This is a genomic window from Streptosporangiales bacterium (genome assembly GCA_009379955.1).
GTDB lineage: Bacteria > Actinomycetota > Actinomycetes > Streptosporangiales > WHST01 > WHST01.
In genome coordinates, this window is sequence record WHST01000071.1 from 1 (window position 1) to 23,793 (window position 23,793).

General features: G+C 70.7%; 21 protein-coding genes and 1 pseudogene. 11 read left to right on the forward strand and 11 right to left on the reverse strand.

Going from position 1 to position 23,793, the window contains the following annotated elements:
• Nucleotides 1–164 precede the first annotated feature (164 nt).
• The gene (locus tag GEV10_19945; GenBank protein MQA80720.1) at nucleotides 165–4,046 is read right to left on the reverse strand and encodes an MMPL family transporter; all 3,882 of its coding nucleotides are present in this window, start codon (nucleotides 4,044–4,046) and stop codon (nucleotides 165–167) included.
• 476 nt (nucleotides 4,047–4,522) lie between these two features.
• On the opposite strand from GEV10_19945, the gene GEV10_19950 reads away from it, so the two are divergent.
• A complete protein-coding gene (locus GEV10_19950) occupies nucleotides 4,523–5,212 on the forward strand; it encodes an NTP transferase domain-containing protein (GenBank protein ID MQA80721.1) in 690 nt (229 codons plus the stop codon).
• The gene (locus GEV10_19955; protein ID MQA80722.1) at nucleotides 5,205–5,912 is read left to right on the forward strand and encodes an SDR family NAD(P)-dependent oxidoreductase; all 708 of its coding nucleotides are present in this window, start codon (nucleotides 5,205–5,207) and stop codon (nucleotides 5,910–5,912) included. The genes GEV10_19950 and GEV10_19955 overlap by 8 nt, the downstream gene beginning before the upstream one ends.
• On the opposite strand, the gene GEV10_19960 is transcribed toward GEV10_19955, so the two are convergent.
• Together GEV10_19960 and GEV10_19965 are read right to left on the reverse strand one after the other, a co-directional pair.
• Nucleotides 5,902–6,354, reverse strand: a complete 453-nt coding sequence (locus tag GEV10_19960) for an oxidoreductase (GenBank protein ID MQA80723.1) — start codon at nucleotides 6,352–6,354, stop codon at nucleotides 5,902–5,904. The two genes, GEV10_19955 and GEV10_19960, sit on opposite strands and share 11 nt — an antisense overlap.
• Before the next feature lie 4 nt (nucleotides 6,355–6,358).
• Nucleotides 6,359–7,801, reverse strand: coding sequence for an MFS transporter (locus tag GEV10_19965; protein ID MQA80724.1), 1,443 nt, complete (start codon nucleotides 7,799–7,801; stop codon nucleotides 6,359–6,361).
• 144 nt (nucleotides 7,802–7,945) lie between these two features.
• Here GEV10_19965 and GEV10_19970 point away from each other — a divergent pair, with 144 nt between their 5' ends.
• A complete protein-coding gene (locus GEV10_19970) occupies nucleotides 7,946–8,155 on the forward strand; it encodes an AsnC family transcriptional regulator (GenBank protein ID MQA80725.1) in 210 nt (69 codons plus the stop codon).
• A 16-nt stretch (nucleotides 8,156–8,171) separates the two neighbouring features.
• Here the strand turns inward: GEV10_19970 and GEV10_19975 are convergent, their stop codons facing one another.
• A complete protein-coding gene (locus tag GEV10_19975; protein ID MQA80726.1) occupies nucleotides 8,172–8,801 on the reverse strand; it encodes a hypothetical protein in 630 nt (209 codons plus the stop codon).
• A gap of 154 nt (nucleotides 8,802–8,955) precedes the next feature.
• Here GEV10_19975 and GEV10_19980 point away from each other — a divergent pair, with 154 nt between their 5' ends.
• Both GEV10_19980 and GEV10_19985 read left to right on the forward strand, forming a co-directional pair.
• Nucleotides 8,956–9,894, forward strand: a complete 939-nt coding sequence (locus tag GEV10_19980) for a sigma-70 family RNA polymerase sigma factor (protein ID MQA80727.1) — start codon at nucleotides 8,956–8,958, stop codon at nucleotides 9,892–9,894.
• A 35-nt stretch (nucleotides 9,895–9,929) separates the two neighbouring features.
• A complete protein-coding gene (locus tag GEV10_19985; protein MQA80728.1) occupies nucleotides 9,930–10,823 on the forward strand; it encodes a hypothetical protein in 894 nt (297 codons plus the stop codon).
• Between the two features lie 56 nt (nucleotides 10,824–10,879).
• Here GEV10_19985 and GEV10_19990 read toward each other — a convergent pair whose 3' ends face one another.
• Nucleotides 10,880–11,527 carry a MerR family transcriptional regulator gene (locus GEV10_19990; GenBank protein MQA80729.1) on the reverse strand — a complete coding sequence of 216 codons (648 nt, stop codon included), beginning with the start codon at nucleotides 11,525–11,527 and terminating at the stop codon, nucleotides 10,880–10,882.
• A 77-nt stretch (nucleotides 11,528–11,604) separates the two neighbouring features.
• Between GEV10_19990 and GEV10_19995 the strand changes: the two genes are divergently transcribed.
• Together GEV10_19995 and GEV10_20000 are read left to right on the forward strand one after the other, a co-directional pair.
• The gene (locus GEV10_19995) at nucleotides 11,605–12,096 is read left to right on the forward strand and encodes a DUF4188 domain-containing protein (protein MQA80730.1); all 492 of its coding nucleotides are present in this window, start codon (nucleotides 11,605–11,607) and stop codon (nucleotides 12,094–12,096) included.
• A gap of 31 nt (nucleotides 12,097–12,127) precedes the next feature.
• Nucleotides 12,128–12,553, forward strand: a pseudogene (locus GEV10_20000) (DoxX family membrane protein).
• A gap of 140 nt (nucleotides 12,554–12,693) precedes the next feature.
• On the opposite strand, the gene GEV10_20005 reads toward GEV10_20000, so the two are convergent.
• The 3 genes from GEV10_20005 to GEV10_20015 form a co-directional block, all read right to left on the reverse strand.
• Nucleotides 12,694–13,338 (reverse strand): response regulator, encoded by a 645-nt coding sequence (locus tag GEV10_20005; protein ID MQA80731.1) that lies wholly within the window; start codon nucleotides 13,336–13,338, stop codon nucleotides 12,694–12,696.
• On the reverse strand, nucleotides 13,290–14,516 hold the full coding sequence (locus GEV10_20010) for a sensor histidine kinase (GenBank protein MQA80732.1): 1,227 nt from the start codon (nucleotides 14,514–14,516) through the stop codon (nucleotides 13,290–13,292). Before GEV10_20010 ends, GEV10_20005 begins: the two co-directional genes overlap by 49 nt.
• Before the next feature lie 248 nt (nucleotides 14,517–14,764).
• Nucleotides 14,765–16,414, reverse strand: a complete 1,650-nt coding sequence (locus tag GEV10_20015) for an FAD-binding dehydrogenase (protein ID MQA80733.1) — start codon at nucleotides 16,412–16,414, stop codon at nucleotides 14,765–14,767.
• A 98-nt stretch (nucleotides 16,415–16,512) separates the two neighbouring features.
• Between GEV10_20015 and GEV10_20020 the strand changes: the two genes are divergently transcribed.
• The 4 genes from GEV10_20020 (at nucleotide 16,513) to GEV10_20035 (ending at nucleotide 19,813) form a co-directional block, all read left to right on the forward strand.
• Nucleotides 16,513–17,106, forward strand: coding sequence for a PadR family transcriptional regulator (locus GEV10_20020; protein MQA80734.1), 594 nt, complete (start codon nucleotides 16,513–16,515; stop codon nucleotides 17,104–17,106).
• Nucleotides 17,107–17,199: 93 nt separating this feature from the next.
• Complete coding sequence (locus GEV10_20025; GenBank protein ID MQA80735.1) at nucleotides 17,200–18,213, forward strand: ATP-binding cassette domain-containing protein; 1,014 nt, start codon at nucleotides 17,200–17,202, stop codon at nucleotides 18,211–18,213.
• A gap of 2 nt (nucleotides 18,214–18,215) precedes the next feature.
• Nucleotides 18,216–18,971 carry an ABC transporter permease gene (locus tag GEV10_20030; GenBank protein ID MQA80736.1) on the forward strand — a complete coding sequence of 252 codons (756 nt, stop codon included), beginning with the start codon at nucleotides 18,216–18,218 and terminating at the stop codon, nucleotides 18,969–18,971.
• A gap of 14 nt (nucleotides 18,972–18,985) precedes the next feature.
• Complete coding sequence (locus GEV10_20035; GenBank protein MQA80737.1) at nucleotides 18,986–19,813, forward strand: NAD(P)H-binding protein; 828 nt, start codon at nucleotides 18,986–18,988, stop codon at nucleotides 19,811–19,813.
• 49 nt (nucleotides 19,814–19,862) lie between these two features.
• Here the strand turns inward: GEV10_20035 and GEV10_20040 are convergent, their stop codons facing one another.
• The 3 genes from GEV10_20040 to GEV10_20050 form a co-directional block, all read right to left on the reverse strand.
• The gene (locus tag GEV10_20040) at nucleotides 19,863–20,315 is read right to left on the reverse strand and encodes a hypothetical protein (GenBank protein MQA80738.1); all 453 of its coding nucleotides are present in this window, start codon (nucleotides 20,313–20,315) and stop codon (nucleotides 19,863–19,865) included.
• Nucleotides 20,316–20,402: 87 nt separating this feature from the next.
• Complete coding sequence (locus GEV10_20045) at nucleotides 20,403–20,738, reverse strand: YnfA family protein (protein MQA80739.1); 336 nt, start codon at nucleotides 20,736–20,738, stop codon at nucleotides 20,403–20,405.
• Between the two features lie 56 nt (nucleotides 20,739–20,794).
• Nucleotides 20,795–23,791, reverse strand: a complete 2,997-nt coding sequence (locus GEV10_20050; GenBank protein MQA80740.1) for a tetratricopeptide repeat protein — start codon at nucleotides 23,789–23,791, stop codon at nucleotides 20,795–20,797.
• Nucleotides 23,792–23,793: the final 2 nt, after the last annotated feature.

A 23,793-nucleotide genomic window follows, 5' to 3' on the forward strand; every position in this document is an offset into this window, starting at 1 on the left:
CGTGTCGGGGCATGGTGAGGGTGCCGTTCACGGGTGCGCTGCGAGGGTCGTCGGTGGAGCTTCACCTCACCGACATGGACTTCACCTCGTCCCGGCACGAGGTGAAGTCCACGTTGATCACGTGCACGTGATCAAACGGTGACGGCGGCGAGCCTATCGACGATTCAGTTCCGCTCGGGTCCGCTGCCGGGGGCATGGTCGCCCTCCGGCGCGGGCTGCTCGTCCACCGAGGAGTCCGGCTGCCCGTCGGCGGACGGACCGGCCTCGCGGCGCCTGCGCCCGCCCTGGGGAGTCCTGGCCGGGTCGAAGACGAGCTGGTCGAGCTCGGCGAGGATCTCGGCGCGCAGCTCGTCGTGCTGCGGCCCCAACCGGGTCGACGGGTCCTGCCACCGGTCGTCGCCGTAGCGGCCGACCGGTCGGTTGCTGACGTCGCCCGGCTCCCACTCGTACCGCGGCCACACGTGGGCGTGCAGGAAGCCGTCCTCGTTGCCCTGGATCTCGATGTTGATCCTCCGGAACGCGGGGTCCCTGCGGGCGCAGACGCGTTCCACGGCCTCGGCCAGCCGTTCGACGTCGGCGAGGAACTGCAGCCGCCGCGTCCGCGGCAGGTCGGTGAGCCGGGTGGCGTCGGGGTCGTCGGTGAGGAGGACGCTGTAGCCGGGCAGGAACTGCACGTCGCCGATCGCGGCGAAGCCGCCCTCGAGACGGGTGAGCACGGTGGGGTTGTCCCCGGCCAGTGCCGCGCCGACCCGATCGTGGGTCCACGGCGGCGCGGCGACGTGGCCGTTGACCCGGCTGCCGTCGGCCGCCGGCACGGCGGCGACCACCGGTGCCACGGGAGTGGCAGCGGTCTCCGCCGCGGGCTCGGGTTCCGCGACCGGCGCCGGGGCCGGCGTCGGCTGTCCGCCCTTGCGCACCGCCTTGCGCTCCCGCCTGGCGGCACGCTTGGCCGCGCGACGCTCCTTGCCCAGCTCCAGCGACGTGTACAGCGTCGGCACGACCACGAGCGTCAGCAGCGTGGAGCTGACCAGGCCGCCGATGACGACGATCGCCAACGACTGGGAGATGAAGCCGCCGCCGTCGTTCTCGGTCACGCCGAGAGCCATCGGCGTCAGCGCGCAGATCGTCGCGACCGCGGTCATCACGACCGGACGCAGGCGCCGGCGACCGCCCTCGATGACGGCTTCCGACACCCCCATCCCCGCGACCCGGTAGCGGTTCATCAGGTCGACGAGCACGATCGCGTTGGTCACGACGATGCCGACGAGCATCAGGACGCCGATGAGGGCAGGGACACCGAGCGAGGTGCCGGTCGCGAGCAGCAGGCCGATCGCGCCGGTCGCCGCGAACGGCACCGACACCATCAGGATCAGCGGCTGTGCGAGGCTGCGGAAGGTCGCTGCCATGATCAGGAACACGATGACGATCGCGGCCACCAGCGCGAGTCCGAGGCTGGTGAACGCGTCCGACTGGTCCTGGCTGACACCGCCGAGGTTGTAGCTCACCCCGGCGGGCAGGTCGAGGTCGTTCAGCTTCTGCGTCAGCTCCGCCGTGACCGCGCCGGTGTTCTCGGCGCCGGGCGTCGCGGTGATCGTCGCGCTCCGCGAGCCGTCGACGTGGGAGATGGTCGCCGGGCCGGCGCCCTGGGTGACCGTCGCGACGTCGTCGAGACGCACCTCACCGAGCGGCGTCTGCAGCGGCAGCGCCTTGATGTCGGCGAGCGACTCCGGCGGATCGTCGGTCGTCAGGACGACGTCGTGCTGCTGGCTGTCGATCGTCATCTGGGTGACGGTCGAGCCCTGCAGCGCCGACGCGACCGCCTGGCCGATGGCACCGTCGGTGAGCCCGTGGCGCGCGGCCTCCGACCGCTTGGTCGCGACCTGGATGCGTGGCGCGTTCTCGGTCAGGTCGCTGGAGACGTCGGTGACGTCGTCCGTACCGGCGACCGCCTTGCGCACCTGCTCGGCACCGTCCTCGAGCGAGTCGGCGTCGGTGGACTGCACGACGACCTGCAGCTGGCTGGAGGCGGCGAATCCGCCACCGCCCTGTCCGGCGTTGACGGCGACCGTGCCGATCTCGGAGATGTCGTTGACGCCGTCCCTGATCCGGTCCTGCACCGCGATGACGTCGGAGCCCTCGTCGACCGTGAGCTGGTAGGTGGCCCTCGCCGCGCCAGTGGTGGACACGCCGCCGAACGGGTCGCCGCCGATCGTCACCTGGTAGGAGTCGACGGCGTCCTCGTCCGCGAGCACGTCCTCGACCTTGGCGACGGCCTCGCTCGTCGTCTCCAGGTTGGTGCCGGTCGGCATCTCCTGGGTGATGGTGACGGCGTTCTGCCCCGACGCGTCGAGGAAGTTGGTCTGCAGGCGCGTGCCGAGGGCACCGGTGCCGGCGAGGATGAGCAGCGCCAGCACGACGGTGACGAACCGGTGCTTCGTCGAGAACCTGATGACCGGCACGTAGATCCGCTGCAGCGGCGAGCGGCGCTCCTTCTCGATGGCACGCTGCTCGAACACCGCCGGGTCCTCGTCGCCGCGCTTCGGAGCGCCGAGGAACCAGTAGCAGAGCACCGGGATGACCGTGAGGGCCACGAACAGCGAGGCGAGCAGCGCGATCGTGACCGTGATGGCGAACGGACGGAACAGCTCGCCGACGATCCCACTGATGAACGCGATCGGCACGAACACGGCCACCGTCGTGAGCGTCGACGCGGTGATGGCGGTCGCCACCTCGCGGACGCCGTTGAGCACGGCCTGCTGTTTCTCCTCCCCGTACGCCAGATGTCGTTTGATGTTCTCGAGCACGACGATGGAGTCGTCGACGACGCGTCCGACGGCGACGGTGAGGCCGCCGAGGGTGAGCAGGTTGAGCGACAGGTCACCCGTCCACATCGCGATGAGTGCGATTAGGACCGACATCGGGATGGAGACCGCCGTCACGATCGTCGAGCGGAGCGACAGCAGGAACAGCAGGATCACGATCACCGCGAAGATCAGGCCGAGCAGGCCCTCCGTGCCGAGGCTCTTGATCGAGTCCTTGACGTAGGGCGCCTGGTCGAAGACGACGGTGAGCTCGGTGTCGTTGCCGAGCCGGTCGGTGAGGTCGGGGAGCCGGTCGCGGATCTCGTCGGAGATCAGCACGTTGTTGCCGTCGGGCGCGGCGGTCACCAGCAGCCCGAGGCTCGGCTTGCCGTTGGTCCTGGTGATGGTCGTGGTCTTCGCCTCGGTCATGGTGACCGTCGCGACGTCGCCGAGCTTCACCGGCTTCGGCGCCGCGCCGCCGCGGGGCGGCTGACCCTGCTCCGCCGGCGGCGTGAGGTAGATGTTCTCGATGTCCTCGGCGGAGTCGAACTTCTCCGCCACCTGGACGGAGATGCTCTCGGTGTCCTCGTCGACGGAGCCGGCGGGGACGGGCGTGCCGTTGGCGGTGAGCGCCTCGGACACCGAGGTGGCGGCGAGGCCCTTCTTCCGGAGCGCCTCCTCGTCGAGCTTGACCGTGACCTGCTGCTCCCGGACGCCGGTGACCTCGGCCTGGCGCACGCCGTCGATCTCGTTGAGCTCGGGGACGACGACCTCGTCGAGCCGGTCGGCGAGGGCCTGTTCGTCCAGGGACGAGGTGACCGCGAAGACGACAGCGGGGATCTGGTCGCTGCTGCCGGTGACGACCTGCGGGTCGACGTCCTCGGGCAGGTCGCCCTGGATGCGGTTGATCGCCTCGTCGACGTCCGCGCTGGCCTTGTCGAGGTCGGTGCCGAACGCGAACTGAAGCGAGATGTTCGACACGCCCTCGCCGGTCGTCGAGGTGACGTCCTCGATGCCCTCGACGCCGTTCACCGCGTCCTCGATCGGCGTGGTGACCTGGTCCTCGACGATGTCGGGGGACGCGCCGGGGTACGGCGCGACGACGAACGCGGCGGGGAACTCGATGTTCGGGATCAGCTGCTGTTTCAGCTGGGGGATCGAGAAGACCCCGAAGCCGATGACGATCAACGCGGCGAGTGCCACGATCGTCCGGTTGGCGAGGCTCAGCCTGGCCAGGTGGAACATGAGGCGATCCTTTCCCCCAGGGACTGCTGACCGGTCGGTCGTCGAAGGAGCGGTGGACGAGAGGTCGTCGCTGCCGCCGCGCGCACCGGCGCGGGTGGCGGAGTCGAGTCGGTGATCAACATTACTGACCTGGACGAGCGGTCGACCGGTCGCCCCCGCGGCGGGGACGCGCCGGGAGCCGGCGAGGATTCGTGCGGCAGCATGGGTCCATCAGACTTGTCGGCGGGGTCGCGGAGACAGGGGCCAAGGTGGGGAGTCGGCCGACCAAAGGCGAGTGTCGCCCGACGCCACCCGCAACTTTCGGGGGTGTGGGCGTCGTCACGGCGACGAGCCGGTTGCGCTCAGGTGGCGAGCCGCCGGCCCGCGCGAGGCGGCGTCCCTCTACACTGCCGTCTCGCCAGGCTTCCGGAGTCGGCCCGCCAGGACAGCGTTTGGCCCGTCAAGGATTCGGGTCGGGAAAGGTGTGATCAGCCGGGATGTACAGCCTGATCCTTCTCAACGGCGGCATCGGCAAGCGCATTGCCGCGGGCCAGCCGAAGCAGTTCCTCAAAGTGAACGGCATCCCGATCCTGGTCTACTCGATCGTGGCCGCGGACGCCGTGGAGTCGATCACCGAGATCGTCCTCAACTACCCGGACGACTGGCGCGACACGGTCGAGCAGATCGTGAACGACTACGCGATCAAGACCCCGATCGTGTACGTGCCTGCCGGCGAGACCCGCCACGAGTCGGTCGCCGTGATGCTGAAGCACTGCTCCAACGAGCACGTGATCATCCACGAGTCGGCCCGTCCGCTGGTGCGGACCGAGGACTTCGAGCGGCTTGCGGGGGAGCCGTACGACAACGTCAGCTACATGCTGCCACTGTCGTTCACGGTGGCACCGGTCGACCCGGAGTCGCACCGCGTGACCGGCTACCTCGAGCGGCACAAGCTGCGCAACGTCCAGCTCCCGCAGAAGTTCAACAAGAACTCGCTCGTCGGGGCACACGAGTACGCCCAGCGCGAGGGCGTGAAGTTCACCGAGGACGCCACCCTCGTGGCCGTGGCAGGCGGTGACGTCCGCTACCTGGACGGCGCGGAGCGCAACTTCAAGGTCACGACTCGCACGGACGTCCGGCTCGCCGGGTTCCTCCTCCTCGGCGGAGACGAGGACTGGGATGAGTAAGACGATCCTCGTCACGGGCGCGTCGAAGGGGATCGGGTACGAGACGGTCAGGCGGTTCTTCTACGCCGACAACGACGTCACCGACGTCGTGCTGCTCGCGCGGGAGTCGGAGGCGTTCACCGCCAACCTGGAGAAGCTGAACGACGACAACCCGTACGGCAAGAAGCTCTACCCGTACACCATCGACCTCGCCGATCGCGCGGGCATCGTCCGGCTGATGGGCGAGATCGCGCACCAGCACGGCACGGTCGACATCCTCGTCAACAACGCCGGGTACACCGACCCGAAGCCGATCCAGCAGATCGAGTTCGGCTCGTTCGAGCGCACCATCGCCGTCAACCTGTACGCGCCGTTCACGATCGTGCAGGAGCTCCTGCATCACGGCAACAGGTTCGACCTGATCGTCAACATCGCGTCGACCGCCGGCATCAACGGCCGGTCGGGCTGGCTCACCTACTCGGCGTCCAAGGCCGCGGTCATCAACATGAGCGAGGTCATGCGCGAGGAGCTGATGATGTACGGCACCCGTGTGGTGTGCATCTCGCCGGGCCGGTGCGCCACCGACCTGCGTCGCACCCTCGCGCCCGACGAGGACCCGTCCACGATCATGCAGCCGAGCCACGTGGCCGGTGTGATCGAGATGCTCGCGTCCGACGTCGGGCGCTTCGTCGACAGCCAGAACCTCGTCGTCAGGAAGTGACGAGTCCGTCCCACGACCAGTGCGGGATGCGCAATCCGTCCGGGACGTCATCCGCGGACCGGTGATAGCGGGACATCGTGGTGGTGGTCGCCCACGCGAAGTAGTCGTGCAGCACCAGGCGGACCCGATCGTCGCCGGCGAGACCGACGTCTTCCAGCGCCTGATCGAAGCACGCGATCGCTCGACGGTCCATCTCCTCGTGCGGGCCGTTGCCGCTGTGCATCCGTACCACTGAGGTCTCGTCGCCGTAGGAGTCAGAGAAGGTCGTCGGACCACCGAGCGCCTCCGCCCAGTACGCGGCCAGTCGCCGGCCGTGCTCGGGGTGGAACCCGTGACTGAACGCGTGGCTGACCACGGCGTCGGCCAGCACTCTGGCGTGCCATGCGCTGGCCAGGCGCTGCAGCCCGGCTGCGCCGCCCGAGGCCTCGTACACCGTCTGCATGCCATCAATATGGCACGCCACGCCGTCCGGTCATGAGGGTGGCCATTGTCGCCGAAGCTATGACGACGACACCGGCAACGGCGAAGACGATCTGAACGGCGACCGAGGCCTGACCCGGCGCGGCGGGGATGTCATAGTGGAAGAACAGGCTGCCGAGAACGGCGACACCGAGGGCCGCGCCGAGTTGTTGAACGGCGTTGAGCAGACCGGCGGCCGAGCCGATCTCTTGCGGTTGGACGTGGTGCAGGGCGCTGGTGAAGAAGGCGGGCGTGAACAGGCCGACGCCCAGGCCGCACACGACCAGGGCCGGCAGCAGCCACACGGGGTACCGGCCGGGGTCCGAGGCATAGTAGGCGCCGACTGCGAACGCGATGCCCACGGTGAGAGTGGCCAAGCCGAGGAACATGACGCGGTCGCCGTAGCGTGGAACGAGCCGTGACCCAGCTGCGTACGAGGCGATTCCGAGTCCGGCCGACCAGGGCAGCAGAGTCAGACCGGCGGTCAGAGAGTTGGCGCCGATGCTGAGTTGCAAGTGCACGACGATCACGAGCAGGAGCCCGTTCGTGACGGCGAAGAACAGGGTCGAGATGGCCAGCGCGGCCGGGAAGGGCCGGCCCCGGAACAGGCTGGTCTCCAGCAATGGCCGGCCGCCGCGGCGGCTGGTCCGGCGCTGATGTCCGGCGAACACTGCGAGGGTCAACACTCCGGCACCGACCAACAACCAGGTCCATGCGCCCGCTCCGACAGCGCCGGGGTCGCCAGTTCCGATGAGTGGGCAAACGATCAGCGTGGCTGAGGCGACGACCAGAATAGTGCCGACGGGGTCAAGACCTGGCCGCCGCGGCGCACGATTCTCAGCGATCCGGCCGGTCAACGCGAGCACGGCTACTGCCAGTGGAGCGTTGACGAGGAAAACGGCCCGCCAGGAGGTGCCGAACAGATCGGCGTGGGTGAGCACGCCGCCCAGGACGGGTCCGGCGACGCCTGCCAAGCCCATGACCGGACCGATGGTGCCGAGGGCTTTGGCGACGTCGTCGCCGTCGAACATCGCTTTGATCAGCCCGATCGTCTGCGGAATGATCGCGGCCGCTGCTGCGCCCTGCACGACGCGGAACCCGATCAGCGCCATAGCACTGGGGGCGAACGCGCAGGCCAGAGAAGCAAGCAGGAACATCGTCACGCCGATGCGGAACATGCGGCGGCGGCCAACGATGTCCCCCAGCCGTCCGCCGCTGACGAGCAGCACCGCGAACGGCAGGGTGTAGGCGGCGCTGAACCACTGGATGTCAGTGGCCGAACCGCCGAGGTCGGCGCGCATAGTGGGAGCGGCGACCTGCACGATCGTGGCGTCCAGGAGATTCATCGCCTCGGCGGTCAGCAGCGCCGCCAAACCGACCCATCGCCGTCGCGACGCCGCGGGCGCAGGCCGGGTTGTCGTCTGAGTCATGCAGCCTCCACGACTTCTCGCCCCGTCACTTGTCCCGTGAAGGGCGGATCGGGTGTCACCCGATCGTGCGGCCGAGCACACGCTTTCTGCGACCGATCCGGCGACCTTGAGGTTTCTTCCGTCGGACAGGGTTGAATGGTGGATATGACCGCCCTCGACGGCCTGGACCGGGGCCTGATCCACGCCTTGCAGATCGACGGCCGCGTGTCGTTCACCGCCGTTTCAGAGGTGCTCGGCGCCTCCTCACCACGCTCAAGAGCAATCGCCCGCTTCGCCCATCGCACCAGCACGAATGAGGTAGACGGAGCACCGGCCGCGTTCATGAAGATCATCCCGTTTGGGGTTGGCTGGTGACGCCGTTCCTCGTGGTTCAAAATCCGATGGCTTCGCGGAGCAGCAGGACGGTGCCGCGCCCGGGGTGGGGTTCTGCGTTGAGGATGAGGAGGCGGTTGACGGCGCTGGGCTTCCCGTAGACCGCCTGGGCACGGTCGTTCTCCAGCGGGAGGCAATGGTCTTCGACGCGGCGCCGCGCGGTGCTCAGGTCGGGTACCACCTTCTGCGCCCCGACGACCCAGATCGCGTGAGCGGCGCCGCCGGCGTAGCCAGTTAGCTGGCTTCCGCTGGCCGAGGCGGCCACAAGAGAGCCGGTTTCGGTGACCGCGGCGACGCTGCCCACGATGACGTCGGGGCTGGCGAGCAGCCGCCGGATCTCGTCCATCTGGGTGGCGCGGTCCATGGCCAGGCCGCGTGGCCTGACAGCGTCGTACCGCCCGCTGGTGTTGATGTCCTCATCGATGCCGGACAAGCGGAGGGTCTCGCTGGCCCCGGTGAACACGCTCGCGCCCTCGGGAATCAGCTCCTTGACGCGGGCACGCGCGGCGGCGGCGTCATCGAGGATTTCGACGGTGAAACCGTGTGCAGTCAGCGCAGTGGCCGCCTGCTCCAAGCGCTGCGCGGGCGCCGGGTCGGCGAACGATGTTGTCGGCATCGGGGTGGTCATGGTGCCTCCTGGGCTGGTCGCTGCATGATGTGTTCGTCTCAGCAGTTCGACAAGGCAGCGCAGCGGAATGTGAGGCGACGCGCCAACCTCACGTTCTGGTGCGCTGTCTTGTCGAACCGGTGAGGGCAGATGCGACCGAGGAGTCGGCGACACCATGACCACCCAATCCGAGCCAGGACACGGCCGGCCCGACCCGGGCCTGAGCGCGATCATCGGCGAGCGGCGTCAGCTGATCAATCTCGCGTACCGGCTGCTCGGCTCCATGGCCGAGGCCGAGGATGCCGTACAGGAGACCTATGCCCGCTGGTACGCCATGTCCCCACAACAGCAGGAAGCCATCGAATCTCCCGGCGCCTGGCTGAGCAAGGTCGCCAGCCGCATCTGCCTCAACCTGCTCGGCTCGGCCCGGGCCCGGCGCGAGACCTACGTGGGGGAGTGGATCCCCGAGCCCCTACCCGACCGTACGGAGTGGATCACCGGGCGCTCGGGCAGCACCACCGTCGACCCGGCCGACCGAGTCACCCTCGACGAGTCGATCAACATGGCCTTCCTCGTCGTACTCGAATCGATGACCCCGGCCGAGCGCGTCGCATTCATCCTCCACGACGTCTTCCGCTACTCCTTCACCGACGTGGCCGAGATCGTCGGCCGTACCCCGGCGGCCTGCCGCCAGCTGGCCTCCTCAGCCCGCCGCCGCATCCGCGCTTCGCAGGCTCCCGCGACCCCGACAGCCCGGCAGGCCGGCATCGTCCGGGACTTCAAGCAGGCATGGGAGGCAAAGGACATCGACGCGCTCATCGGCCTGCTCGACCCCGACGCCACCGCGACCGCCGACGGCGGCGGCCTCGCCACCACCTTCCTGCGCCCCATCGAAGGCGGCGAGCAGATCGCGCGCGCCTGGGTCGAAATCGCCAACTGGGCGACCAGCAACATGACGGTCCTGGAGCGTACGGTCAACGGTCAGCTCGGCCTGGTCGCTCAGCAAGACGGCGTCACCGTGACGGTGTTCGCGTTCGACATCGCAGGCGACCGGATCAAGCACATCTGGGTAGTACGCAACCCCGAGAAACTCCGACTCTGGACGACGGGCTGACGCGCGTCCCCACCATCCAACAAGAAAGACCCACCATGACCGCTGATGCCAACATCCTCCACCACGTCGGGCTGATCACCCGCGACATGGACGCCACCATCGGGCAATACGAGAAGCTCGGGTTCGCGTTCACGCCCCTGTCACTGCCGCGCATCCCGATGCGCCCGGGCGGTGAGCCGGTGCTGCTCGGCGCCGGCAACCGCACCGCCGTCTTCGCCGAGAACTACCTTGAGATGCTCGCAGTCGTGGACCCAGCCCGCTGGGCGCAGATCACACCGCAACAGCGCGGCGGGTTCGACCTGGACCGGTCGCTGGCCCGCTACGAGGGCCTGCACGTCATGCACTTCGGCAGCGACGACCTGGAAGCCCTGCATGATCGGCTGGTCGCCGAGGGCGTGCCGAGTGACGACATCCGGCCGTACCAGCGCAACGTCGACACCGAGGACGGCCAGCAGCTCATGCAGGCTCGCGCGTTCGCGTTCCCGCCCGAGGCCAACCCCGAGGCACTCATCCAGATGTGTCAGCACCTCACCCCTGAGCTGGTGTTCCAGAAGCGCTACCAGCGCCACGACAACGGCGCCGTCGGCGTTGTCGAGATCACCGTATGCAGCGACGACCCGGCAGGCTATGCCAGCACCTACACCCGTTACACCGGCCACGACCACACCAAGGACAGCGACGTTTACACCGTCGACCTGGGCAAGTCGCGGGTCCGGGTGGTCTCACCCGAGGCACTGCCCGTGCTGATCCCGGGGGCGGTGCCGCCCGCCGTACCCTCACTGGTCGGCTTCACCGTCGCGGTCGCCGACCTTGACGCCACCCGCTCCCTGCTGTCCGACCGCGGCATCCCGTTCCGCGCCCTCGGCGACACCCTGCTCGTCGCCGCGCCGGACGCCGCCGGCGCCACAGTCTCGTTCATCGCTGTCTAACCCGTGGCCCTCGCCTTCGCCGCCGGAGCGCACCGGCCTCGTTGTCGCCGACGTCGTCAGGACGTGACCGACCGGCGGCGCCGCGGCTCTCGCGCACCGGCCGCGAAGCGGCGCGACGACGCGTTGATCTGAGCGAGTCGGCGCAGCGCGAGCAGCAACGGCTCGGCCAGGATCGTGCCGAGCACGACGTAGTGGACGGCCGCGTCGCGTGACTCCGTGGGGACGTCGCCGACCTCCAGGTCGGCGAGTGCCTGCATGACGTCGGCGTAGTCGCGCAGCCGCCCCGGCGGCAGCGTGAAGTCGGCGGCGTCGATCGCGGCCAGCGCCTCGGCGAGCCGGTGCAGCGACGCGGGGTCGGCACCGTCGATCTGCCAGCCCATCTCCCGCACCAGGGCCTCGGCCGCTGCGGTGTCGACGTCCTCCTGGTCTGCCGGCTTGAGCCGGTCGTGGGCCATGCCGAGGAGCTCGTGCATCGACTCCGGCGGGTCGTCGAGCTGGTCGAGCACCGCCCGGGTGGCCGCGATGCTGAGACCGCCGACGCCGATGAGCGCGCGGATCAGCCGCAGCCTGGTCGCGTGCGTCTCGTCGTACTGCGCCTGGGTCGCGGACGTCCGACGGCCCTCGTGGAGCAGGCCCGTCCGCAGGTAGTACTTCACGGTGGCGACGGGGACCCCGCCGGTCCGGCTCAGCTCCGAGATGCGCACGCGTTCCCCTTGACATTGGATAGTGACACTCTCCAATATTAGAGAGTAGCAGTATCCAATACTACCGAGGGACCGACATGCCGACCATCGCACCCGGCCGCACCACCCATCACTACGAGGGCGAGCTCGTGGTCTTCCTGATCGGGATGACCATCAACCGGCTGTGGCGTCCCGACCAGTGGCTGCCCGCCTTCCTCGCCATGCCGAGGATGCTCCGCGAGCTGTCGCAGGACCCCGACTCCGGCTTCCTCGGCTACCGGGTGACCCTGGAGGGACGGAACCCGACCATCATCCAGTACTGGAGCTCGCTCGAGAAGCTCTATGCCTACGCGAGCGCCCGCGACGCCGAGCACCGTCCGGCCTGGACCGCGTTCAACGGCCGGGCCAGGCGCGCCCCTGGCGCGGTCGGCGTCTGGCACGAGACCTACACGGTCTCCTCGGCCGAGTCGATCTACTCGGGCACGCCGGAGATGGGGCTGGCGAAGTTCACCGAGCGGGTGCCCGTCGCCGCGCGCGGCGACGCCGCCCGGCAGCGCCTCGCGGCGGGGTGGACGCGGTCACACAGCTGAGCACCACCCCCACGTCACGAAGGAGAAGCCCATGGAACCGCTCATCGTCCTCGTCGCCGTCACCGGCGCCCTCCTCGTCGCCGGCGCCCTCGGCGTCCGGCGCCTCCGGTCCTGGCCCGTCGCCCTGCGAGGCGGCCTAGCGGCCATGTTCGTCCTGACCGGTGTCGCCCATTTCGTCGGGATGCGCGCGGAGCTGGTCGGCATGGTGCCCCCGGCGCTGCCTGCCCCGGAGCTGCTGGTGACCGTCACCGGCGTGCTCGAGCTGGCCGGCGCCGTCGGCCTCCTGCTCCGGCCCACCGCGCCGTTGGCGGCGGCATGCCTCGGCGCCCTGCTCGTCGCGATGTTCCCGGCGAACGTCTACGCCGCGCTCGAAGGCGTCACCACGGGACCGCTGGACGCACTCGTCCCGCGATCCCTGCTGCAGGTCGTCTTCCTCGCGGCCACCGCCGCGGTCGTGGCGCACCACGTCCGCGCGCGCCGGCACGCTTCGTCGGGGACCCCGGCGGGGGTGCCCGCCACGGCTGGGGACCCCGGTGGGGGTGTGCGCCACGACCGGGGACCCCAGCAGGGTGGGGACGGACCGCGACTGCCGACCGGTCAGGTGTTGAGGTAGGCGAGCACGGCGAGCACGCGCCTGTTGTCGTCCTCGGACGGCGGCAGGTCGAGCTTGGTGAAGATGCTGTTGGTGTGCTTGCTGACCGCCTTCTCGGTGATGAAGAGCCGGCCGGCGATCGCGGTGTTGGTACGTCCCTCGGCCATCAGGCCGAGCACCTCGCGTTCCCGGGCGGTGATCCGCTTCATCGGCTCGTCACCGGCGTGGGTGGTCAGCAGCTGGGAGATGACCTCGGGGTCCATCGCGGTGCCTCCGGCCGCGACGCGGCGGACCGCCTCGACGAACTGCACGACGTCGGAGACCCGGTCCTTGAGCAGGTAGCCGACGCCACCGGTGCGGTCGGACAGCAGCTCGCGGGCGTAGAGCTGCTCGACGTACTGCGACAGCACGAGCACCGGCAGGCCGGGGATCTGGGCGCGGGCCTCGATCGCGGCGCGCAGGCCCTCGTCGGTGAACGTCGGAGGCAGCCGGACGTCGATCACGGCCACGTCGGGACGGTGTGTGGTGAGCGCACGGAGAAGCGAGGGTCCGTTGTCGACCGCCTCGACGACCTCGAAGGCATGGGCGGAGAGGAGGCGGATCAGGCCGTCCCTGAGGAGGGCGAGATCTTCCCCGATGACAACGCGCACGGCACCTCCATGATGATCACGGTGGGACCTCCCCGAGGGCTGGTGAGGAGGAGTGTCCCGTCGAATGCTGCCAGGCGCTTGCGGATGCCGTGCAGGCCGCCACCCGGATTGACCACCGCGCCGCCCCTGCCGTGGTCGCCGACGACGATCGACAGCTTGCCGTCGGCGTAGCGCATCTCCACCCAGGCGTCGGACGCGTGGCCGTGCTTCGCGGCGTTGGTGAGGGTCTCGGCGACGGCGAAGTACGCGGCGGACTCCACGGGCGCGGGCGGCCGGCCGGGCAGCTTGGCGTCGACGGCGACGGCGAGCGGGGAGTCGAGCGCGAACGCGCGGACGGCGCCCTCGAGCCCGCGGTCGGCGAGCACGGGCGGGTGGATTCCGCGCACCAGGTTGCGGATCTCGGCGAGTGCCTCCCGGCTCGACAGCCTTGCCTCGGCGAGCAGCTCGCGTGCGGCGTCCGGGTTGGTCCCGAGGAGCTCCTCGGCCATGCCGAGGTTCATGCCGAGCGCGACCAGCCGTGCCTGCGCGCCGTCGTGCAGGTCGCGTTCGATGCGCCTGATCTCGGCTGCCTGGGAGTCGACCGTCTCGGCCCGTGACTGGGACAGCTGCTGGACCCGCAGCGCGAGCTTGGCGCGCTCGGTCGGGCCGAGCAGGCCACGGGCCAGGTGGCCGTAGAGACGCATCAGCTGCGGTGCGAGCAACCACCACGAGACGAACAGCGCCAGGGACATGCCGAGCGAGACGAGGCTGACCTGGTGCGTGCCGAGCAGCTTGGCCAGCAGCTCGGGCACGAGGTCGATGCCCGGGACGATCTGGTCGATCACCGGGACCGCGAGGTACCAGACGGACGCGGCGAACAGGGTCAGCGAGACCACGCACAGCAGCAGTCCCGCGAGGGCGTTGAGCAGCAGCCAGGTCAGGTCGCGCCAGGTGGCGGCGTCGCGGAGCACCGTGCCGAGGCGGTCGCGCCAGCGGGTGGTGGGCGAGGTCAGGTAGGGCCGGGGGACGTCCGAGCTGAGGATCCAGCTCGCCGCGCGCCGGTGCCGGTTGGTGTAGGCGCGGACGATCGCGTTCGCGCCGAGGATGAGCGGGGTGGGCGCCGTCGACAGCCCGCGGATGGCGGCCTTGCCGGCGCGCCTGGTCCACGGGGTCGTGAGCAGCAGGACGCACGGGACCATGAACACCGCGAACGGGGCGATGAACGCGATCGCGAGGCCGACACTGAGGCCGAAGACGGGGATGCCGAGCGCGGCGGTGAAGATGAGGAGGAACTCGAGCCCGAGCAGGCGGAAGCGGTCGCTGCGGCGTGTCTCGTCCCGCGGCATCGGACCCCTCCCGTCCCGTTCCGTCCATTCTGCTTCGCCGTGCACCGGTCGGCAGTGGGGGCAGACCCCCCTCGCGAGGTGAACGTGCGGCCCCGCCGGTCTCAGCTCACCGCGGCGCCTACCGCGCGGCCGGCACGGCGTCCGGAGAACAAGCAGCCGCCGAGGAACGTGCCTTCGAGCGCGCGGTGACCGTGGAGACCGCCCCCGCCGAACCCGGCCGCCTCACCGGCGGCGTACAGGCCGGGCAGCGGCTCGTCGCCGGGACCGAGCACCCGGCCGTCGAGGTCGGTGGCGATGCCGCCGAGGGTCTTCCTGGTGAGGACGGACAGCCGTACCGCGACGAGCGGTCCCGCGGCGGGGTCGAGCATGCGGTGCGGCTTCGCCACCCGGATGAGACGGTCGGTGAGGAAATGCCGCGCCGCCGTGGTCGCGGTGATCTGCGGGTCCTTGCCGAGGCCGCTCATGACCTGCAGGTCGCGGGAGACGATGAGGCGTTCGAGCGCGGCGGCGTCGACGAGCGGCTGGCCCACGAGGTCGTTCATGCCCTTGGCGAGCTCGGCGACACTGCGTCCGAACACGAAGTCGGGACACCGGCGCGCGAACTCCTCGACCGGGGTCACGCTGCCCGGCAGGACGCGCTTGGCGAGCTCGCGGACGTCCTTGTCGGTGAGGTCGGGGTTCTGCTCCGAGCCGGAGAGGGCGAACTCCCTGCCCATGATCCGCTGGTTCAGCACGAACCACGAGTGCTCGTGTCCGGCCCGGACGATGTGTTCGAGCGCGCCGAGGGAGTCGAAGCCGGGGAACAGCGGCGCGGGGAGCCGGTGCCCGTTCGCGTCGAGCCACAGTGGCGACGGGCCGGACAGGATGCGGATGCCGTGCCGCGTCCACACCGGTGAGTGGTTGCGGATGCCCTCGGGGTAGTTCCACATGCGGTCGGTGTTGATGACGCGTCCACCGGCGTCGCGGACGACGGCGATCAGCGCGCCGTCGACGTGGTCGGGGACACCGCTGAGCATCGCCGACGGAGGTGTACCGGCGTGCGCGGGCCAGGTCGCGCGGACGAGGTCGTGGTTGCCGCCGATACCGCCGGAGGTCACCACCACCGCCTGCGCGCGCAGCTCGAACGGACGCACGACGGCGCGTGAGCTCGGCTCGCCGCGCGCGGCGTCGCTGTCCTCGAGCACCTCGCCGGTCACACCGTCGACGGCGCCGTCCGTCGTGGTGAGGCCGGTCACGCGGTGCCGGAAGCGCAGGTCGACCCGACCCTCGTCGGCGCCCGCGTGGACCCGCCGGACGAACGGCGCGATGATCCCCGGCCCGGTGCCCCACGTGACGTGGAACCTGGGCACGGTGTTGCCGTGGCCGTCCGCGCCGTAGCCGCCGCGCTCGGCCCACTGCACCAGGGGGAACCAGCGGACGCCCTGGGCGTGCAGCCAGGCGCGCTTCTCGCCCGCGGCGAAGTGGACGTACGCCTCCGCCCACCGACGCGGCCAGGTGTCGTCGGCGCCGTCGAACGCCGCGGAGCCGAGCCAGTCGTGCAGGGCGAGCTCGGCCGAGTCGCGTACGCGCAGCCGGCGTTGCTCGGGGGAACCGACGAGGAACAGTCCGCCGAACGACCAGAAGGCCTGGCCGCCGAGCGACGCCGCGGGTTCCTGGTCGAGCAGGATCACCCTGCGTCCAGCCGCGGCGAGCTCGGCCGTGGCGACGAGGCCGGCGAGGCCCGCGCCCACCACGATCACATCGGCATCCATGCGCCGAGGATAGAGCGCGCCGGCGTCTCGGGAGCAGGGGCACGCCCGGCCGTGTCCGTGCCGCGATCGGCCGTGCGTGCGGGTCTAGCCTGTGGGTCATGTCGGCGACGCGTCTCCTGGTGCTCGGCGTCGTGCGCGTGTACGGGAGCGCGCACGGCTACCTCGTGCGCGGCGAGCTCGTGTCGTGGGGCGCCGAGGACTGGGCCAATGTGAAGTGGGGCTCGATCTACCACGCCCTCAAGCAGATGACGAAGGAAGGGCTGCTCGAGGCCTCGCACGGCCCCAACTGGCGCGTCGACTACGCCATCACCGACAAGGGCGACACCGAGTTCGAGCGGCTGCTGCGCGACGCGCTGCGCCAGCCCGAGCACCGCCCGCACCTGGTGACGGCGGGGCTCGCGTTCATCACCGCGCTGCCACGCGCCGAGGCGATCGCGCTGCTACGTGACCGCATCGACCGGCTCCGCGCGGAGGTCGACGGCGTCCGCCTGCAGGCCGACGAGCAGGAGGCCTGGGAGAAGGCCGGCGCCGGGCACGTGCCCGAGCTGTTCGGACTCGTCGCGTACTCGGGCCAGAGCGGCATCGAGTGGACGCAGGGCCTGATCGAGCGCCTCGAGGGCGGCGCGTACGTCATGGCGGACGACGACGAGGCCGCGTTCGGCACGCTGCGGAGCAGGTCCACGGGCCGCTGACCGGCCCGTTACTCAAGTTTGCGCATCCGCCGGATGCGGGCTACTCTTTGCCTACCCAAGTTTGAGTCCAAGTTTGAGTAACGGGAGTCGCCAGTGATCCGTACCCGAGGGCTGACCAAGCACTTCCGGGTGAAGAAGGAGACCGTCGAGGCCGTCCGCGGTGTCGACATCGAGGTCGAGAAGGGCGAGCTGGTCGCCTTTCTCGGTCCCAACGGAGCGGGCAAGACCACGACCCTGCGGATGCTCACCACGCTGCTCACGCCGACATCGGGCACGGCGACGGTGGCGGGCGCGGACGTGCGGACGGAGCCGGCGCTCGTCCGGCACCGGATCGGCTACGTCGGGCAGGGGAACGGGGGAGGACACAGCCAACGGGCGAGGGACGAGCTCGTCACCCAGGGCCGGGCGTACGGGATGAGCAGGGCCGACGCGGGGGGACGCGCCGACGAGCTGCTCGCGTCGCTCGAGCTCGGCTCGCTCGGCAGGCGGAACGTCGGGACGCTGTCGGGAGGCCAGCGCCGGCGCCTCGACGTCGCGATGGGCCTGATGCACCGGCCGGAGCTGATGTTCCTCGACGAGCCGTCGACGGGGCTCGACCCGCACAACCGGGCGAACCTCTGGGACCACATCGAGCGGATGCGCGCGCAGACCGGCACGACCATCCTGCTCACGACCCACTACCTCGACGAGGCGGACTCGCGGGCCGAGCGCGTCCTCGTCATCGACCACGGCAGGGTGATCGCGGAGGGCTCGCCCGGCGAGCTGAAGGCGAAGCTCGCCGGCGACACGATCGTGCTGGGCACCGTCGACGAGGCGTCGGCGGTACGCGCGGCGGAGATCGCCGCGTCGGTCCCTCAGTCGGTCGAGGTGGCCACCGAGGGAGCCCGGGTGCGCGCCCGGGTGACCCGCGGCGAGGTGGTGCTGCCCGAGCTGATCAGGGCCCTCGACGCCGCGGGCGTCCGCGTCACGACCGCCACCTTGACGCTGCCGACCCTCGACGACGTGTTCCTCGCACTGACGGGTCGGAGCCTGCGGGAGTCGGAGCCGGCGGACGGCGATGCGGCGGACAAGACACTCGTCGCCGCGAGCGCGGCGGGGGAGAGGTGAGCATGAGACTCGTCACCGACACCGGGATCGTCCTGGTCAGGGAGCTGCGCCCCACGTGGCGCGACCCGTTCTCCGTGCTGTTCAGCATCGTGCAGCCGTTGATCTTCCTCGGTCTGTTCGGACCGCTGCTGGCGGGCACGTCCGACGTGCCAGGGGACTCGCTGTGGCAGTGGTTCGTCCCGGGGATCCTGGTGATGGTCGCGCTGTTCGGCACGTCCATGACCGGGTCCAACCTGCTGTACGAGATGCAGACCGGCTCGCACGAGCGGATGACGGTCACGCCGCTGTCGCGGCCGGCGCTGCTGATCGGCCGGGCGTTGAAGGAGATGGTGCCGCTGGTGGTGCAGGCAGTGCTCATCGTCGCCGTCGTCCTGCCGTTCGGCTTTCGGCTGTACCCGCTGGGCGCACTGGTCGGGCTGCTGATCCTCGCCGTGCTCGGGGTGGGACTGGGTGCCCTCTCGTACGCGCTGGCGCTCGCCGTGCGCAACCAGGAGTGGATGTTCTGGATGGTCCAGCAGACCGTCGTCTTCCCGCTACTCATCCTCTCCGGGATGCTGCTGCCGCTCGACCGGGCGCCGGGCTGGATGGTGGTCGCGTCGCACGTGAACCCGCTGACCTACGTGATCGAGGCCGAGCGGGCGCTGTTCGCCGGTGACTTCGGGGCAGCGGCAGTCTGGCAGGGCGCGGTCGCGGCGCTGGTCGCGGCGGTGGTGGGCCTGCTCGTCGGCACCCGCATGATGAACCGGGCGACGTCGTGAGCGGCGCGGAGAGGATCCTGGTGACCGGCGCGACCGGCAACGTCGGCAGGCTCGTCGTCGACGAGCTGCTCGCCGCGGGCGCGACCGCCGTGCGGGCGTTGACGAACGACCCGGCGAAGGCAGGGCTGCCGGACTCGGTCGACGTGGTCGAGGGATACCTCGGCCGGCTCGAGACGATGCGGGCCGCCCTCGAGGGCGTGGACGTGCTCTACCTCGCGCCGCTGCCGCGGACCGTGGTCGAGGTGGCGGCACTCGCGGCGAAGGCGGGGGTGCGGCGGATCGTCGACCTGTCGGCGTCGGGCGCGGACGCCGAGGCGGCGGGGGACCGGGAGGGCTGGCACTACTACGCGGTCGAGCACGCGGTGGAGGAGTCCGGGATCGCCTGGACGCATCTGCGTCCCGGCGAGTTCATGACGAACGCCACGATGTGGGCCGGCCAGATCAGGGCGGGCGACGTGGTGCGCGACGCACACGCCGAGGCGTCGACCGCACCGATCGCTCTCGTTGACATCGCCGCCGTGGCGGCCCGCGCCCTCCTCGACGATCGCTACGTCGGTGCGAAGCTGACGATGACCGGCCCCGAGGCGATCACCCGAGCGGAGATGGTTGTCGCGATCGGTGCGGCGCTCGGACGCGAGGTGCGGTACGAGGAGCTGACCCACGAGCAGGCCGTCGAGGAGATGAAGGCGGTCATGGGCGAGTACTCGGCGTGGTACTACGAGGGGATGGACGAGCTGGCGAGACATCCCATGCCGGTCTCGCTCGTCGTGGAGGACGTCACCGGTAACCCCGGCACGCCGTTCGCCACCTGGGCGGTCGAGAACGCCGGCCTGTTCCGCTGACCGCACGTGCTGTGACGTCCGGGCCCGCGGCCACGCGGGAGCCCGGACGTCACAGCCTGCGGACGTAGCCCTTGACCGAGAGATAGGTGCCGCGGAGGACTACGTCCCTCCGGCGTGCGGCGTCATCGAGCATCCGTGCCCAGCCGACGTCGTCGGCACGCGGCCAGGGTGACCCGGGTCGTTCGAGGGCGAGGGCGATCTGTCCTCCCGGCAGGCGACTCTCGATGGTGCTGGCCACCATGCCGAGCAGCCCGTCGACCGTACCGGGACACGGCTCCCGTGGGATGTCGTCGATCGCCACGACGACGGGTGTCGACCAGCAGTCGGCGTCGAGGAACAGGACCCAGAGGCAACGCTGCGGCATTTCGTGCGGACCGACGATGACATGGAGGTAACCGGTGAGCGAAGGCTCGTCGTGCAGACGTTCGGGCTTGAATGCGTGTGACGCGGTCATGACGCCGATCCTGCGCGCGTTCCCCGCGCCCGCGCGGGTGTCGTCCACCGGTGACGTGGTCGTCCACAGAAGGAAAGGCCGGGGCCGAAGCGGCACTGCACCACAGCCGCATGGCGTGCCGGACGAGGACGAGCATCAGGTGCCGCGGGGGCCGTACATGATGACGGCGACGCCGAGCAGGCAGACCGCGGCGCCGGCCAGGTCCCAGCGGTCGGGGCGGAAGCCGTCGACCAGGATGCCCCAGGCCAGGGAGCCCGCGACGAAGATGCCGCCGTACGCGGCGAGCACGCGACCGAAGTGGGCGTCAGGCTGCAGCGTGGCGACGAAACCGTAGGCGCCGAGCGCGAGAACTCCGCCCAGCATCCACAGCCAACCGCGTTGCTCCCGCACCCCCTGCCAGACGAGCCACGCGCCGCCGATCTCCGCGACCGCGGCGACGACGAAGAGCAACAACGAGCGAACGATGGTCATGACGCGAGGGTAGTGAACGTCGGGGTGGCGTTCTGACACGTCGACCGTCCCGGCGTCTACTCGCGCTGGTCCGCCCGTGTCGCGCGGAGGTCGGCGAGGGTCTGCTCGATGCTCGCCACGGTGCGGACCGCGCCTGACGCGGCGAACATGCGTGCGGCCTCCTCCAGGCGCGCGATGCCCGTGTCGACGTCGCCGGTGAGGAGGGCGATCTCACCGAGCGCACGCTCGGCGTCGGAGAGGATTCCGCGCTCGTTGATGGAGCCGGCGACCGCGCGTGCCTCCCTGACGAACCTCTCCGCGTCGGCGAGGTTGCCGGCGGCCAGCTCGATGCGTCCGAGGCCGAGCAGGGCGAAGGCCTCGCCGCGATGGTCGTCCAGCTCTCGGACGACCGTGAGCACCTCCTGGTCGGACTTCCTCGCCGCGTCGTAGTCGCCACTGTTGCGCTGGAGGTAGGCCAGTACGTGCCGGGACTGGACGCTGCCGCGCCGGTACCCACCTTTGAGCGCCTGGCTCCGGTCGAGCATGTCCCAGGCGAGGTCGGGATCGCCGTACTCGATCTCCACATGTGCCAGGATCGTCAGGGCGGAGGCCTCGCCGACGCGGTCGCCGACCTCCCTGAGGAGCTCGACCGCCTCCAGAGCGGGGGACCTGAGGTGCTCGCCGTCTCCCCGCCAGCGGCGGAGCGAGGTGAGGTTGCGCAGCGCGAGTCCGGTGCCGTGCGCATCCCCCAGCGCCCGGAACGCCTCGACGGCCTCGGCTATGTAGGCGATGCCCTCGTCCGTCGACCTGATGTGCGAGCCCAGGCTGCCGAGGGAGTACAGCATGGCCGCGCGACCGCGCCGGTTGCCGTGGCGCTCGGTGACCTCGAGTGCGATGCGGGACGTGTCGCGCCAGTCGTCGTAGTAGCCCCTCACCTCGCACAGGGTGACGAGGACGAGCGCGAGGTCCCAGCTCAGCTCGTCCATGCCGGCCGCGGCGGACTGCCGGACCGCGGCCACGAGCGCGCGGCGCTCGACCTCGAACCACTCGTACGGGTCATCGATGTGCGCCGCCGCGACTCCGTCCGGTGGCCGCCACCGCGGCGCGCTGCCGTGCAGGATCGTGAAGTCGCCGCCGTAGTCCTTACGGTGTGCCTCCTCCGCGAGCGCGAGCCACCCGCCGAGGAGGCGCGCGAGCGCCGCCTCCCGCTCCGCGGCCGACTCGGTGCTCGCCAGCCGCTCGGCGGCATAGACGCGGACGAGGTCGTGGTACCGGTAGCGCTGCCCGCGGGAGTCCGGGAAGTCGACGGCGGTGACGAGGTTGGCGTCGACGAGGCTCTCCAGGACCTCGACGCCCGACTCGAGGTCGGTGTCGAGCAGCGCGGCCGCGGTCCAGGACGGCGCGTCGGGCGCCTGGACCAGCGCGAACAGCCGGAACAGGCGTTGCGCGTCGTCGCTCAGCTCCTGGACGCTCAGCGCGATGTTCGACCGCAGCTCGAGGCCGTGGTGCGCGAGCTCGTCGAGTCGGCGGGCCTCGTCGGCGAGCCGGGCGACGAGGTGCGCGATGCGCCAGTGGGGTCGAGACGCCAGCCGGGCACCGGCGATCCGCAGGGCCAGCGGCAACCCCTCGCAGAAGGTGGCCAGCTCGGCGGCCGAGTCGCCTTCGGCCACGATCCGTTCCTTGCCGACCGTCCTGGCGAGCAGCTCGATGGAGTGGTCGGTGTCGAACACGTCGACGTCGACGAGGCGGGCTCCCGGCAGCCCGCTCAACCGCCGGCGGCTGGTGGTGATGACCGCGCAGCCCGGCCCACCGGGCAGCAGGGGGACCACCTGGTCCTCCGCGGTCACGCCGTCGAGGATGACGAGGACGCGCCTGTCGGCCAGGGTCGTGCGGTACAGCTCGGCGCGTTCCTGCGGGTCGTTGGGCACCTGCAGGCCGGAGAAGCCGAGCGCGCGGAGGAACCTGGTGAGCACCTTGGCCGACCGGTCGTCGATGTTGGTCTCGCGCAGGTCGGCGTAGAGCTGGCCGTCGGGGAACGCATCCGCGAGCTCGTGCCCGGCACGGATCGCGAGGCTCGTCTTGCCGACGCCGCCGCGCCCGCCGATGGCGACGATGCGCACCGCGTACGCCCCGTCGGCACCGTCGCCACCGAGCGACTCCCTGATCTCGCGGAGGTGCTGACCGCGGCCGGTGAAGTCGGCGACGCTGGCGGGCAGCAGCCGTGGGACCGCGACCCAGGGGCGGTCCGACGTGCCGCCGGCGGGCGGCGCGGCGGGCTCCGCGTCGCCGGTGGGACGTCCGCGCGCGGCGGCCGTGGACGGGGCCAGGTCGAGCGCAGGATCCCGTGCGAGGACGGCGGCCTCGAGCCGCTGCAGGTCCGGTCCCGGTTCGATCCCGACCTCGTCGACGAGTGTGGTGCGCGCCTGCCGGAAGACGGCGAGCGCCTCGGCCTGCCGGCCCGACCGGTACAATGCGAGCATCAGCGCGCCGTAGAGCGCCTCGCGGAGCGGCTGCCGGTCGACGAGGTCGCGCAGCTCGCCGACGACGTCCTGGTGGCGGCCGAGCGCCAGGTCGAGTCGCACGCGCTCCTCCACCGCGGTCAGCCGATCGTCCTCGAGCGTGAGCGCGGCGCGTTGGACGAGGGCGCTGTTCACACCGGCGAACGCGGGCCCGCGCCACAGGGCGTCGGCGGTGCGGAGCGTCGCCGACGCCTCGTCCAGGTCGCCGCCGTCGGCGTGTGCGCGCGCCTGCACGACGAGCTCGGCGAACCGCTCGAGGTCGAGCACGGTGCCGCCAAGGTCGAGCAGGTAGCCGGGCGGCCTGGTGTGCACGGTCGTCGCGAGCCCGGCGTCCTGGAGGACGCGGCGGATCGCCGAGACGCAGATCTGGATCTGGGCGCGTGCGGTCGCGGGGGGAGAGGTGTCCCAGACCGCCTCGATCAGCCGCTCGATCGGCGTGACACGGCCCGTGTGCAGCGCGAGGACGGCCAGCACGATCCGCGATCTCGGGGGACCGATGTCGACCGTCTGCCCGCCGACCGCCAGCTCAGGCGGGCCAAGCAACCGCAGTTCCATCC